This is a genomic window from Vibrio sp. QJM3NY_26, assembly GCF_057786005.1.
This window is the reverse complement of record NZ_CM173515.1, coordinates 1,067,336-1,080,821: the sequence shown is the minus strand read 5'-3', so window position 1 is coordinate 1,080,821 and position 13,486 is coordinate 1,067,336. Positions and strand designations below refer to the sequence as shown.

The 13,486-nt window shown below is 42.2% G+C and carries 13 protein-coding genes; 9 read left to right on the top strand and 4 right to left on the bottom strand.

The features are described from left to right. Positions 1 to 5: 5 nt before the first annotated feature. Together AC3CH4_RS04860 and AC3CH4_RS04855 are read left to right on the top strand one after the other, a co-directional pair. The gene (locus AC3CH4_RS04860) at positions 6 to 311 is read left to right on the top strand and encodes a monooxygenase (protein ID WP_054546705.1); all 306 of its coding nucleotides are present in this window, start codon (positions 6 to 8) and stop codon (positions 309 to 311) included. 83 nt (positions 312 to 394) lie between these two features. Further along, positions 395 to 769, top strand: a complete 375-nt coding sequence (locus AC3CH4_RS04855; protein ID WP_488543402.1) for a hypothetical protein — start codon at positions 395 to 397, stop codon at positions 767 to 769. Positions 770 to 854: 85 nt separating this feature from the next. Here the strand turns inward: AC3CH4_RS04855 and AC3CH4_RS04850 are convergent, their stop codons facing one another. Together AC3CH4_RS04850 and AC3CH4_RS04845 are read right to left on the bottom strand one after the other, a co-directional pair. Continuing rightward, complete coding sequence (locus AC3CH4_RS04850; RefSeq protein WP_488543401.1) at positions 855 to 1,379, bottom strand: lipocalin family protein; 525 nt, start codon at positions 1,377 to 1,379, stop codon at positions 855 to 857. A gap of 150 nt (positions 1,380 to 1,529) precedes the next feature. After that, complete coding sequence (locus AC3CH4_RS04845; RefSeq protein ID WP_488543400.1) at positions 1,530 to 2,492, bottom strand: helix-turn-helix transcriptional regulator; 963 nt, start codon at positions 2,490 to 2,492, stop codon at positions 1,530 to 1,532. 52 nt (positions 2,493 to 2,544) lie between these two features. Between AC3CH4_RS04845 and AC3CH4_RS04840 the strand changes: the two genes are divergently transcribed. The 5 genes from AC3CH4_RS04840 (at position 2,545) to AC3CH4_RS04820 (ending at position 7,923) form a co-directional block, all read left to right on the top strand. Then, positions 2,545 to 2,721, top strand: a complete 177-nt coding sequence (locus tag AC3CH4_RS04840; protein ID WP_167409356.1) for a hypothetical protein — start codon at positions 2,545 to 2,547, stop codon at positions 2,719 to 2,721. A 125-nt stretch (positions 2,722 to 2,846) separates the two neighbouring features. After that, on the top strand, positions 2,847 to 4,559 hold the full coding sequence (locus AC3CH4_RS04835) for an amidohydrolase (RefSeq protein WP_488543399.1): 1,713 nt from the start codon (positions 2,847 to 2,849) through the stop codon (positions 4,557 to 4,559). 181 nt (positions 4,560 to 4,740) lie between these two features. Further along, positions 4,741 to 5,712 (top strand): hypothetical protein, encoded by a 972-nt coding sequence (locus AC3CH4_RS04830; protein ID WP_488543398.1) that lies wholly within the window; start codon positions 4,741 to 4,743, stop codon positions 5,710 to 5,712. Further along, on the top strand, positions 5,712 to 7,328 hold the full coding sequence (locus tag AC3CH4_RS04825; protein WP_488543397.1) for a hypothetical protein: 1,617 nt from the start codon (positions 5,712 to 5,714) through the stop codon (positions 7,326 to 7,328). Before AC3CH4_RS04830 ends, AC3CH4_RS04825 begins: the two co-directional genes overlap by 1 nt. 94 nt (positions 7,329 to 7,422) lie before the next feature. Beyond that, positions 7,423 to 7,923 carry a hypothetical protein gene (locus AC3CH4_RS04820; RefSeq protein WP_171314711.1) on the top strand — a complete coding sequence of 167 codons (501 nt, stop codon included), beginning with the start codon at positions 7,423 to 7,425 and terminating at the stop codon, positions 7,921 to 7,923. An 82-nt stretch (positions 7,924 to 8,005) separates the two neighbouring features. Here the strand turns inward: AC3CH4_RS04820 and AC3CH4_RS04815 are convergent, their stop codons facing one another. Continuing rightward, positions 8,006 to 8,485: a hypothetical protein gene (locus tag AC3CH4_RS04815; protein WP_171314710.1), complete on the bottom strand. Its 480-nt coding sequence runs from the start codon at positions 8,483 to 8,485 to the stop codon at positions 8,006 to 8,008. A 323-nt stretch (positions 8,486 to 8,808) separates the two neighbouring features. Next, positions 8,809 to 10,134 carry a CAP domain-containing protein gene (locus tag AC3CH4_RS04810; RefSeq protein ID WP_488543396.1) on the bottom strand — a complete coding sequence of 442 codons (1,326 nt, stop codon included), beginning with the start codon at positions 10,132 to 10,134 and terminating at the stop codon, positions 8,809 to 8,811. 405 nt (positions 10,135 to 10,539) lie between these two features. On the opposite strand from AC3CH4_RS04810, the gene AC3CH4_RS04805 reads away from it, so the two are divergent. After that, positions 10,540 to 11,802 carry a metal-dependent hydrolase family protein gene (locus AC3CH4_RS04805; protein WP_054546711.1) on the top strand — a complete coding sequence of 421 codons (1,263 nt, stop codon included), beginning with the start codon at positions 10,540 to 10,542 and terminating at the stop codon, positions 11,800 to 11,802. Between the two features lie 238 nt (positions 11,803 to 12,040). Beyond that, complete coding sequence (locus tag AC3CH4_RS04800; protein WP_054546712.1) at positions 12,041 to 13,450, top strand: cation:dicarboxylate symporter family transporter; 1,410 nt, start codon at positions 12,041 to 12,043, stop codon at positions 13,448 to 13,450. The last annotated feature ends 36 nt before the right edge of the window (positions 13,451 to 13,486 follow it).

Sequence of the window (13,486 nt, the reverse complement as noted above, 5' to 3'; positions counted from 1 at the left end):
TAACCATGAAATTATTACAAGTCGATTTTGAATTTAGCGGCCCATTTGGTGAAGAGATGTCGAACGCACTCGTTGACCTAGCGAAGTCTATTAACAACGAACCGGGTATGATCTGGAAAATCTGGACAGAAAATGAAGCTGAAAAACTGGGCGGTGGTGTCTATCTTTTTGAAGACCAACTCAGTGCAGAGACGTACCTAGCGATGCATAGCGCTCGCCTTAAACAGATGGGCGTCGACGAAGTACGTGGTGTAATTTTTGACGTTAATCAACCATTAACGACCATTAATCAAGGCCCAATCAACGACTAGTTAAGTCGTTCGTCCGCTGAATGAAAACAAAGCGATTGAAATGAAAATAGAAACAGCAAAGGCACGAGATAGAGAGATACAACATGAACAATAAAACGTTTTTAAGCCTACACGGCATCATTTACGCAGGGTTTGCCATCGCACTGTTTTTTCTACCAACGGGGATGTGGCCCATGTACGGCGTGGAAATTAATGATAAGTACGCTTACTTTCTATCTCAACACACCAGTATCTTTCTTGGTGGTATCGCAGCCATAACTTGGTTGTTGCGAGATATTGAAGCGGGAATTACCGCCAAAAAGCTCATCCAAGGGCTGGTTATCACCAATATGCTGGGGGCTATCATCACACTGTATGCGGCTTTCACTGGTATCTTTGTTGGCTTTGGTTGGAGTGACCCCGCTTTCTTTATCTCGCTTTCAATTCTCAGCGTTTTGCAAGTTCGCAGACAAGGCTAGCTAATATAAAAAATCAGAACAAAAAAAGGGACAAATGAGTTTATTCACTGTCCCTTTCTTATCATCGTCAAAAACGATTCATTCACTATTGTTGATCGTTGTGCTCAACAAAAATTAGCTCATCGGTATTAAAGCCGCGCTCTTTCGACATCGCTTTGAACTTCTCCATCACTTCTGGAGCAACCTCTGGTGTTCGAGAAAGTAACCATAGGTAGTCAGTATCAGGGCCAGAAACAAACGCGTATTGATAGTCCTCTTTATCCAATTCAAACACCACATAAGCGCCGTAGAAAGGGCCAAAGAAAGACACTTTCAAATAGCCTTGTTCGCTGCCTTCCACAAAATACGCTTTGCCTTCCGCCTCGTTCCATTCGCCATCTTCAGCCGAATAGCCGCGGTTAATTACCTTAACGCTACCATCATCACGCAAGCTGTATTCGGCACTGATGTTGTCTAAGCCACGCTCAAACGAATGGTCTAAACGAGCCACTTCGTACCATTTTCCTAAGTATCGATCCAATTCAAACTGTTGAACGGGCTTTACTGTTTCAGGCATGCCCACGCAACCACCCAATAGAATCACACTAAGCAGCAATAATATTTTTTTCATCCTAACCTCGGCTTGTTTTTATTAGTAATGCGAGTAAGCCTTGTGAAAACATAAACTTACATCCTTGGTAATACGTTAAATCCATTTTTAAAGTTCACCTAACTGTAATTTATTCAGAATCTTATGTGAATTGTTTAGTCTGTGAATGAATCAATGGTGTTTCATTGCTATTCGATATTGAGTCGGAGTCACCTGCTTATACGATTTAAACTGGCGATTAAAGTTGGCTTGGTTGTCGTATCCCACTTTCTCCAAAATCAGATTCACTGGCAATGAAGTATTAATCAATAAATCACACGCCACATTGAGCCTAATTTTCTTTAGCCTTTGACTAAAACTCTCGTGGTAGTGTTTTTGAAATAAGCGCCTAACGCTACTCTCACTAATGTAGAGATGCTTGGCTAAGTCATTAACCGAGATGTCGTGATTAAAATTGTTCACCAAGAAAGCTTCAACCTTGTCCAACTTATCGCTGACTTCATCTTCATCATCCGAGTTGAAGACAGGGTTAATCAACTGCACTACCTCTTGATCCTCAAGCAAAAGTGCAAACAAAGAGAACAAGGTAAGCAGTTGTTGATGTGGCGACTGGTTCATCACCTTATTCAACAATTCCGTCGCTTTCTCTGCAGTCGCGGGTGAAAACTGAAGCCCTTTCTTTGATTCTTCTAGCAATACACGTAGCGGTTCGAGCTCTCGACAGCACGCTATCAATTGCTCTATCCAATCTTTGCGAAACCAAACTACGTGCGTTTCACATATTCGCGAATCATCAGTGCTCTCGTCCGAATAGATGGCATGAGGTAAATCTGGCCCAACCAAGATCATATGGTTGTGAAACACATCGCTTTGGTGATGCCCGATAAAGCTATGGCCAGTAAAGTGACGATGAATCGCGATCTCGTACTCTTCATGTCGGTGCCAACCATAGCTTTTACAGTTCTCGACGATTTTCTTATAGCGCCATGATGTGCCAATTCGTTGTGGCACTTTTTCCAAGTAACCTTTCATTGTGATGCTCAGTGACGTTTTAATATTGAAAGTATACGCATCAAACCATTTAGATGAGCACATTGACTGAAAAGTATTGAAAATTGCACTAACGATACTCATCCGGTTGTCACCGCTAAATATACTTCAGGTGAACTTAATCAGGAGAGCAACTATGGACACTTTATTATTAAAAATTCGCGATATGATTCTTGCCACACGTCAGCAGTGGATAGGCGAGATCACCTACAACCACAACATTAAGGGGGATCACACTTGGAAACTCTATGGCTATAACTCTTATGACGAATACAGAAAAGATCTGCGTAAGAGCCTAAAACAGGAGTCGTGATTGAAGATTTGTTCAAGCCACAATTTATTGATTAGTCGCAGCTTTTATCTGTCATTCATGTAGAGTTTCACACTGGCCACTCGCTTTCTATACTTATTAAACAGTGGAACATGGAATAAATAATAATGAACAATAAGCTCACTTTGCCACACACTGCATGGATTGCATTATTCGTTAGCCTAGGCACTGTGCCATCGGCTTTTTCTCAAAGCCTAACCGCAGACCAGATCTTTACCAATGCCGACATATATGGGCATCGCGAGTCAGACTCGATCGTTACCCATAAAGGCAAGATCATCTTCATCGGTGACAACTCGCAAGCAAAAGCTTTTCAAGGGAAAAACACCGATGTCATCGACTTAGAAAATGCCTTTGTTTTGCCGGGGTTCATTGATAATCATAACCATGTGTTTGAAGCCGCCTCAGAGCTGGGTGGCAATTGCGAACTGGATTCTGAAGCCACATTAGAAGAGCAAATCCCTTACTTAGAAGCGTGTAAAATCAATGCCGAGACCAATGGCAGAGGTTGGCTAATGGGTTATGGCTTTTCTCTTGAGTCAACACTCGACAGCGACTCTGAATACACACCACTTGAGATCATCGACAGCATCTTCCCTGATCGCCCCGTGGTGCTTATGGAGCAAACCTCTCACTCAATGTGGGTCAACTCAAAAGCCTTAAAAATAGCCAGAATCAGCCAACAATCTCCTGATCCACAAGGTGGCGCTTATTTAAAAGACCAAGACAGCGGCAAGCTTAACGGCATCTTACTAGACAACGCTGGTGACCAAATTATGGAGATGGCGTGGAACAGCCAAAGCAAGCTCTTTGAGCAAAGTTACCAAGGCTTAATGTTCGGGCTTGAAGAAGCCGCTGCGCACGGCATTACCACCATTGGTGACGGCCGGATGTATTGGAAACGAGGTTGGTATGACGTTTGGCTAGAAGCCGAGCAAAACCAAGATTTGACTGCTCGCGTGTCATTGCGCCCTTGGGTTTACCCATCAATGGCTATGCCTTCTCAATTAGAAGTCTTCGAGAAGATGTATTCCGATGATAAAAGCCGTCTGCTACTGGTCGATCAGGTAAAAATGTACAGCGATGGCATCTTCATTAATGGCACAGCAAAAACACTCGCGCCCTATTTAGATACCTATCTGCCACAGTCTCCCAATGGCCTAAACTACATTCCACCAGCACAGATGAAAGAGTGGCTAACCGCGCTCGATAAAATCGGTTTTAGCGCTCACATTCATGCGATTGGTGATGGTGCCGTTCGTGAATCGCTTGATGCGATAGAAAGCGTGCGTAAACAAGGTTCGCAAAAGCCTTATACCCTAACTCACATTGAGTTAATCAATTATGAAGACGTTCCCCGCTTCAAGCAGCTCAATGTCTCGGCGGACTTCCAAGTCGGGTCTGATTACGTAGCCAAACATCAACACCAATGGGCCGAAGCTTTCCTTGGTGCTCGCCGTGCCAAAGCCATGATGAACCTAGACGCGATACTTAAGACTGATGCCAATATCACCTTGAGCAGTGACTGGAACGTACACGACATCAACCCTCTAGTTGGAATCGCAAATAGCTTAATCATGGGCAAAACAGGCCTAACTGATATCTACACAGCTATCGACGCTTACACGCTCAATGCAGCCAAAAGTCTTGGAATAGAAGACGTAACAGGTTCTATTGAGGTTGGAAAATCAGCGGACTTCGCCATTCTCGACCGAGACATCACTACAGTATCGGCAAGACAAATAGCCAATACTCAGGTGTTGATGACAGTGTTAAGAGGGGATGTGGTTTACGTACAAAATGATGTTTACTTTAAGTAAAAAAATCTTATTCACACATACTAATGCCGATTGGGTACGACCAAAAATAAAAACACGATAAAAATTATAGAGTGAAAAGATATGGAATTTGTATTTATGTGAAAACATCATTGAAATAAAGGACGACGACCTTTATAATCCGTACAATTATTGTCCCCTCCTCTAAAGAGATTTGTATTGCATGAAAATATTGATCAGCACAATTGCAGTCATACTCTGCGTTTTACTCTCCGCATGCACTAACAAAGCAATGATTCCGAGTAGCTTAAAAGCAGATCATATTAAAAACCCACTCAAAGACAGCAGTGAAATTAATCCTCTCAGAGATGCAAAAACAACAAGTCTCGATACTAAAGCTTCGTCTGTAGTGTCATCAAAAATTAATCAAGTACCAAACATTAATCATGACAGAGCAAGCGAACAAAAGAAGAAGCCACTTACGGCTGATGAATTAAAACAACCCAAGTCTGACAGACCAACACAAAAGCCTCCAGAAGTTCAGGCAGCTTCTGAACCACCTTTAGATGAGAAGAAAAAGGTACAAGAAAAAGCTCAAAAACAAGATATCACTCCTAGCCCTCCTTTAGTTTTCCCTGAGTTTTACTCACCAGAGAAGTACAAGCATCCTTTACGTCATTCAAAAAATCTAAACTTCATGATTGGTGAAGATGACAAAGGTTCCTATTTATATGGTGAAGGTCCGATTGTTCCGGGGGCTTACAAAAAATTCATTACATATGTTAATCATTATAAGAAACAGGGAGTTGAACTGAAGAGGTTCATGCTTCACAGCCCTGGTGGTGTTTTAGATGAGGGAATACAGATTGGTGAATATATACAAAAGAATGGTTGGGAAACTGATGCTGATAAATATATGCGTTGTTATTCCACCTGCGGTTTTATTTACAGTGCCGGAACTAAAAAACATATTCAATCTGGTGCGGAAATAGGATTTCACCGCCCCTATCTTCCTAGTGTCGCAGATACACCTGAGTTCATAGAAAAAGTATATAACGAATATCAAGCTTATTGGACGACTGTAGATGGTAACAAGGAACTGTATGACAAATTTATGCTTGAGTATGGCCGTGATGAAATGCTCATACTCAAGACGAACAATATCGACAATTACATTCCTGTAGAGAAATATTAATGCCAATTACCACCTTAAAGTTCCCTGAGCATATATGGCTTAGAATAATGCTATTCGTTATGGGAGCCATGATAATCCTGTTCAATGTTAAGGGTTATGAAGTGCTATTTCATGCAGACCCATTGATCCCTTTCATCCCGATATCACCATTTGGGATCTTACTTGGTTGTGCCGAGATCGCAGTGTTAGCTTGGACATCAGCGGTAATTAGAGAGTGGAGCGTATCAAGTCGAGTTCTGAAAGTATCAATGTTTGCTTTAGTCCCTGCATTTTGGTTCCTCTGTTATTCAGGTGTAAATAGTTACCTAGACTCTTTGGCAACCGAAGAAATCCGTAAAGTTGAGGAAGCTAAGAAGCTTACTTCAAACAATGAAGAGTACTTAGCAACATTAAGCCAAAACGTTAATAAATATGAAAGACAACTTACAGAACTTAGAGCCGTTCAGGCATCTGTCAATGAACAAATTTCAATAAAAAACATACAAATACAACAGTTGAGCGACCAAGCAAGTGCGAGACGCTTAAAAGCTCTGGATTGCTCTGCAGTTCCTGATTGTAAATCGTCGGTTTTCGCTTTTGAAAGTCAATCAAAGCGGATTGCTAATGATGTTCAAAATCTCGACACAACACGAAATCGAAATCAAGAAAGACTATCTAAGCTTCAAGATGACCTCGATTCATCTCAAAATGAAATTGATAAACGAAAACTAGCGAATACCTTAAGTATGAATGAATTCGCAGGAACAGAGTCTGGATTCATCCTGAAAAAGTCAGCGTATGAGAAGGCTGTTCTATCTATATTTTCTCTATTTGGAGTATACGTTGAAAAGCCATTTGATCTTTTCATGATGCTTGTCTCCGGGCTAATTTATCCCGTTTACTTCCTCTTAAACCTATTCTTGTCTCTAAACTCAGAAGAAAATCGAATTGCACGTGAAAAGCGTTTAGAAAGTAAAAAAGTAAGGCATATGTTATTGCAAAGCATTACTCGATACATTCGTTCTAGAACGCTTCGCAAGAAGAAAACAAGTTTAGAAAACCTCGCTGACAGCTTCAAATTAAGAAGAAAAAGAAAATCTCGTCGCGAACTAGTTTACAAGAAAATGATCCGATACTTTCGAGTCTGGGCGCACCGCCGAAAAAAAACTAAAACAGTTAAAGTTGAAAAGATTATAGAAGTTCCAACTGAAGTAGAGATTGAGAAGATCGTCGAAGTTGAGAATATAGTCGAGAAAGAAATTGAAGTTGAGAAAATCATTGAAATCGAAAAAATCGTCGAAAAAGAAGTCGAAGTTGAGAGAATCATTGAAATCGAAAAAATCGTAGAGAAAGAAGTTGCTGTGGAAGTGGAAAAAATCGTCGAAGTCCCAACAGAAGTTCCAGTATACGTAGAAAAGATTAAAACCATACCTGAGCCAATGTTTATAAACGATCCACAAATAATCATTCACGAAAGAATTATTCCAGTACCTGCAGATATTACTGGTAAAGAGCTAGAGGAGTTAATTAATGCGCAGCCTCGACTTAACACAGTTACACGAGATTCGGAGAGAGAAGATAGTATCCCAACTGACGAATCAGACGAGCCAAGTCAAGAACTCAACAAAGTCAGCTAATCATGAAAACTCCAATTACGCTCACACGGACAAGGAATCATCCGAACCAAACAGCTTAGGGCACGAGCACCAAACAACGTCTGAAGTAACGAAAGTGCAGGAAGCAACCAAAGCCGAAGAGCTAAAATCAAAACTAAACAAAGTTAAGAATAGAAATTCGCATGTAGAACTTCAAATTGCCAATGAGAAAAGGAAAGCAGCTGAAGCAAACCATCGAACGGCGCAAGCAAATGCCAAAGCAATTGCAGCTGAGTCAAAGGCTCAGCAAGATAGTAAAAACAACCGTTGGAACAGTAAAGTAGACAAAGCACTACGTTGGCTTAAAGTGCTCTTTCTGACTATTTTGCTCCTAATCACTCTTGTGACTGCAGGTTTAGGACTCTACTACTTATTTAGATTGGTAACAGAAGAACCAATTATAAAAACAGTAACTGAAACCGTTACAGAAACGGTTGAAAAGGAAGTGATTCCGGAAGAGTGTACTCAAGTAAGAAGAAATGGCAAAGTTTACGTTAGCTGTGATGGTGTTACTGTTCAAGGAGCTCCAACGATAGCTGAAAGTGGCGTTAAAGAAATTCCAGAACTAATTGAATAATACGCCACACAAATGAAAGCGAGCCAGCAATTAGCTGGCTCGTTTTATTTCTATTTAGATTGGACGATCAGTTCGCGTTCCGTTATGACTGTGCTACTGGTTTGCCTTCAGCGGCTTTATCATCAAGAGCAAAGTAGATCTTCGAGACAATCACTTCTGAAATCAAAATCGTAAATACCACAGCGAAGAACGCAACTACACCGCCCCAAGGGCCTGTGAAGCTCACCTTGTCACCGAACATAAGGTTTATCGCTTCTAGCATGACGAATTTTGAGCCAACAAGAATAATGTATGTCGACAGCGCTCGATACACCTTAGGTGCCGTTCCAGATTTCTGTTTGAAGTAATCCGCTACCTTGTGTTCTAAGCCAATAGAGAGCTTCAACAATAACTGCAGTAACAACGCCGCTATCAAAGAAATAGTGAAAGATTCAATGTTGACGAAGTCCCAGTACTCATCGAAAAAGTTAAGCACTACTAAGTCCACCAGCACGGCTAACGTGTAACCTACAAATAGACGTTGTGGTGTGTTGAACCCGTAAACTTTGTCTGATTTAGTCATTCTGTCTCTCTCTAATTTGATAAGTAGCCTTGATTTGAAATACATCTTAGCGTTCGAATCGAAGCAAAACTTACCATTTCATGACACCACTCAAAATCATTCACAACACAAATGAATCGTCATAATGTCTTCGCACCTCCACCTTCAATAATCCTGATCTACCACGTATCACTGTAGAGTAAAATGGCACTATCGAGCAAAGTGCCACTCTCGAGTAATTTGCTACTCCCAAGTAACCTTCCACTACCGAGTAACCTGCCACTACCAACTAAAGAAAGAATAGAGACGCTAAATAGATGACCCGTATTTAAGCAATGAGTGTGTTAGTTGAAATCTTGCGTCCAATAAGACATCTTCGATGTATCTGACTTACTGACTTTGTATCCAATCCCCATCTTTGTGTGTCGGCTATTCATCACGTTTTGGCAGTGACCTTCGTGACCAGCCCAACTATTAAGACCGGCATTGTTAACTTGCCCATCACTTCGCGGACTGGTGTAACCAAAAATAGGAATCACAACCGAATTGGATGAGAGGACAAACGCATTCTGACCAGAACTGTTCACAACAAAGTGACCTTGAGCATCTCTTCGGTACTGCTCATCAGAGTTCAATTGGGCATTACTCGCCGTGTTACTATCCCAAGCGATAGGAGCTGCTGGTGGGTAGTTACCACTCGAAAACGATGAACCAAAGGCATCACAATAACGTTGTGCCGACCTCGCACAATTTGTCGAGATAACAGATTGGTACTTGATACTGTTCTGGCTTAAATCTTCCGGAATGTTCACAATTCGGCACCATTTTTCATCGGCTACGCCTTGACCGGGCATCCCCCAAATCGCACCATTCAATAATTGATTTGTATCTAGTGAAGAGAAATCGATGAGAATGTCGCTATTAAGCTGACCTAGATCCAAATCGATCTTTCCAGATAAAGTGTTCAATTCAAAGATCGAAGCCCCAACCTCCTTAGCTACTGCATTAATTTTGTCGCGCTGTAATAATTCCCAAGAATCACCGAACCGCTCTTTTGACTGCTCTCCATAAGCTTGAGCGATAAAATCGTAAGTGGGTAGATTAGACTCCACTCCGTTCTCATCTTTGGAAACTACGCTGCCAACGGTTTTAAATTCCAACGAACTGTCGAACACCGCATCATTAAACACATACGATCCCAAGAGCTCACTAGAACAAGCGTTGCTTTGCATATCGTATCGATATTCAGAAATTGTACCGTCCACAAGTAACTGATGACTTTTCCTTTGCGCCCTTAACCCTGCGGTTTCATAACAGTGCCAATCGTTAACAAAGTTACTGCCATTATCGATAACGATCGTTGGTAGCGCGATATCCACATCAACCTTCTGAGTATCCCCACCTTTGAATGCAGGCAATTCATTTTTAACGGTTATAGAAGAATAATTTCTGATCGGAGCCGTTGTATCGACAAAGCCTTCGATAGCAAAAATCATATTGTTGCTAAGAGCTTTAATGTCAGGCTGCTGAGAGGTAGATGATGAGTCGGGATTACTTGGAGCATTAGCGTTGTTAGACGTTGTACTGTCACCTCCTGACGAACTTTCTCCGCCACAACCTGTAATAATCAGTGCTAAAAGGGCGACTGCCGAGATATTTTGTTTTTTCATGAGTTAATCCTTAACCATATATTTTTCTTGATGTAAGGATATTGCCTCATAGAACGAACTTAAATTTCAGACCAATGTCAGAGCCCCCAAATACTGACACCGATTTAACATTTTATAAGATATTGTCAATTTAACGTTCGCCCTTTAAGTCTATGAACTAATTCAGCATTTCCCTTAAGCCTTCCGTTTTAGAGCCAGTTACAGTTCGGTAAATTGATTCTCAACACAAGGTGACGACGATTTGAAATACACCTGAACGTTCGAATAGGAAAAACTTAGAAATATAGAAAAGCACCAAAAGATAAGTCTCGTTATTGCTTGTCACCAAATGGCCATTCTTCAAATGCTGCGCCCCATATGATGACTCCATCAGCGACACACACTCATTTCCAAAAGGTGCAGACTATGAAAAAGCTAATCACTAACGCGAACGTATTTAACGGTGTTGATAACAACTTAATCGAGAACGTATCAATCCTCATCGAAGATAACTTGATCACTCAGATTGGCGAGATTGATTCAACGTTAGCCGATGAAATTATTGATGCTCAAGGCGGCACAGTCATGCCAGGCCTGATTGATGCGCACGTTCATATCACGCTCTCTGCCTCTTTTAATGTCATTGATACAATGACCCGTGAAGAAGTGGCGATTCGCTCAGCAAAGATTTCAGAAGAGATGTTGATGCGCGGTTTTACGACTATTCGTGATGTGGCGGGTAACACGCTTGGCCTAAAGAAAAGTATCGATAACGGTTACGCAACTGGCCCACGAATTCTTCCTTCAATGGCCGCTATATCTCAAACCTGTGGTCACTCCGATTACCGTCAGAACCAAGCACAAGAACGTTTGGCAAACGGTCACGAAGATTCACCAATGATGAAGCTAGGTGCCATGAAAATTGCTGATGGTCGTTCAGAAGTATTAAAAGCCGTACGTGAACAGCTGTTTATGGGCGCTTCTCAAATCAAGATCATGGCTGGCGGTGGTGCATCTTCAACATTCGACCCACTAGACACGTTGCAATTCACATCAGAAGAAATGAAAGCCGCGGTTGATGCCGCTTCTGATTATGGCACTTATGTTGCCGCGCACATCCACACCTCTGATGCGATGCGCCGAGCAGCCGAAGCGGGCGTGATGTCTTTCGAACACGCGACAATTATGGATGACGACATTGCCGAGATAATCAAAGAGAAAGGCATTTGGGTGATTCCGTCTTACTTTACCTCTTCATTGATTGCAGAACGCAAGATCCCACTGCCGAACGAAGAGACATACCGCAAGACAGAACGCGTAGGTAAAGCCATGTTCAAATCGGCGGAACTGATTAAGAAATACGATATTCAGAACATTGCTTTTGGCACTGACTGCGTGGGTGAAACCAACGTTCATGCAACACAATTGAATGAACTTGGTGCGATTGAGAAAACATTCGACACCATCACAGCACTTCGCATGGCGACATCAAACTGTGGACGCTTGTTCGAGATGTCGACTTACCAACACCCATACCAAGAAGGCAAGTTAGGTCAGATCGTTGAAGGCGCGTATGCCGATCTATTGATTATCGATGGCAACCCACTGGAAGGCGTAGCGTGTGTTGCCAACACAGAGACACAAAAGCTGATCATGAAAGACGGCAAGGTATATAAAAATAACCTCTAATTAAGAACCTAAAGATTAGAATAAACAACGGTGCTATGGCGGATTCGTCATAGCACCGTTTTCTTATTTGAAAATTAATTGTGATTTTTTACCGTCTTTTTTAATCAAGCTTCGTCTTACAGATATTCCTTCACTGGACAACGCTTCAAACCTTGTGCGCCTTTGGTAAAACACCACCTCACACACGTTATGTGCCCCACTCCAGTGCTTTTATTTGATGTAGATATAGGAGCTTAAAATGAGCTTTACGTTACTGGCACTGAGTGCCATTTTTCTCGGCTTTTACGTCGTGTTATCTCGCTTTAAAAAACAGAAAAAAAGCTTCAACTTCCGCGTTCTTAGCGCACTGGTTGGCGGCCTTCTGTTTGGTGGCATTATCCAAGTAGTACTGGGCACCGACAGCGCGGCTGGCTTGCAGTTCTCAGAGCTTATCTCTTTGTTCGGTAATGGCTACGTCAAGCTACTCCAGATGATAGTAATACCGTTAGTGTTTGTTGCCATGACAGCTTCCATCATGAATGTAGAAGGCACCAGTGCACTCTCGAAAATCGCACCTAAAGTGATTGGCGTGTTGATTTTCACCGTGGCTATTTCTGCAGTAATCGGAATTGCGAGTATCTACTTGTTCAACATCGACGCGAACAGCTTAGTCAATGCAATGGGAACTAGCACTGCCATTGAAGCGCGCAGCGATAGCCTGCTATCGACTCAAGAGCTGATGTCGAACAACACCTTCACAAGCTTGGTGTTGTCTATCATCCCGACCAATATTTTTGAAATGCTGACTGGCGCAGAAAGAACCTCAACACTATCGACGGTTCTATTCGGTATGTTCCTTGGTTTTAGCATTCTCCAAGTGAAAAAGCGTAAGCCAGAGAAAGTGCAAAGCTTTGTTGATTTCATCAATGCAGCAAAAGAAGTCGTGCTATCGATGGTGCGAGAAATACTTAAGCTCACCCCTTATGGCGTATTTGCTTTAATGACCAAGTTCATGATGAGCAACGATTTGTTCGCACTCTCTGAAATGGGCCGATTCGTTATTGCAAGCTACGCGGCGATCGCAGCGATGTTCATTGTTCACCTTGTACTTGTTGGCTTGTTTGGTTTGTCTCCGAAGACATTCGCTAAAAAATCTTGGCCCGTACTGGTGTTCGGATTTGGTTCTCGCTCAAGCATGGCAGCCATTCCGCTAAACGTTGAAACACAAACTCAGCGCCTTGGTGTAGATGAAGAGACAGCCAATATGTCGGCAACATTCGGGACCAGCATTGGCCAAAACGGTTGTGCCGGTATTTACCCTGCAATGCTTGCCATCATGGCTGCACAAGTGATGGGTATCCCGATTGATTTGAGCTTTGTTCTACAACTTATTGCCGTGATTGCCATTGCTTCATTCGGTATTGCGGGTGTAGGCGGCGGTGCGACCTTTGCAGCGGTTGCCGTGCTAACCATCATGGGATTGGACATCACGATTGTAGCGATACTGGTATCTATTGAAGCCTTGATTGATATGGCACGCACCGCTCTCAATATCTCTGGGTCGATGTTGTCTGGTGTTCTTACTGCTAAGACTAACGGCTCATTGAATACAGAACAGTACAAAGCACAAGCCCTGTCGAATACGACCAATGGCGAGATTCCAGCTTAAATTTTTAACTTAACGTCAGTCGCTTCAAGTCACTCA

Bases quoted from the DNA above. Each gene is read 5' to 3' on its own strand.
- AC3CH4_RS04860 (WP_054546705.1), top strand. From the start codon at position 6: ATGAAATTATTACAAGTCGATTTTGAATTTAGCGGCCCATTTGGTGAA.
- AC3CH4_RS04855 (WP_488543402.1), top strand. From the start codon at position 395: ATGAACAATAAAACGTTTTTAAGCCTACACGGCATCATTTACGCAGGG.
- AC3CH4_RS04850 (WP_488543401.1), bottom strand. From the start codon at position 1,379: ATGAAAAAAATATTATTGCTGCTTAGTGTGATTCTATTGGGTGGTTGC.
- AC3CH4_RS04845 (WP_488543400.1), bottom strand. From the start codon at position 2,492: ATGAGTATCGTTAGTGCAATTTTCAATACTTTTCAGTCAATGTGCTCA.
- AC3CH4_RS04840 (WP_167409356.1), top strand. From the start codon at position 2,545: ATGGACACTTTATTATTAAAAATTCGCGATATGATTCTTGCCACACGT.
- AC3CH4_RS04835 (WP_488543399.1), top strand. From the start codon at position 2,847: ATGAACAATAAGCTCACTTTGCCACACACTGCATGGATTGCATTATTC.
- AC3CH4_RS04830 (WP_488543398.1), top strand. From the start codon at position 4,741: ATGAAAATATTGATCAGCACAATTGCAGTCATACTCTGCGTTTTACTC.
- AC3CH4_RS04825 (WP_488543397.1), top strand. From the start codon at position 5,712: ATGCCAATTACCACCTTAAAGTTCCCTGAGCATATATGGCTTAGAATA.
- AC3CH4_RS04815 (WP_171314710.1), bottom strand. From the start codon at position 8,485: ATGACTAAATCAGACAAAGTTTACGGGTTCAACACACCACAACGTCTA.
- AC3CH4_RS04810 (WP_488543396.1), bottom strand. From the start codon at position 10,134: ATGAAAAAACAAAATATCTCGGCAGTCGCCCTTTTAGCACTGATTATT.
- AC3CH4_RS04805 (WP_054546711.1), top strand. From the start codon at position 10,540: ATGAAAAAGCTAATCACTAACGCGAACGTATTTAACGGTGTTGATAAC.
- AC3CH4_RS04800 (WP_054546712.1), top strand. From the start codon at position 12,041: ATGAGCTTTACGTTACTGGCACTGAGTGCCATTTTTCTCGGCTTTTAC.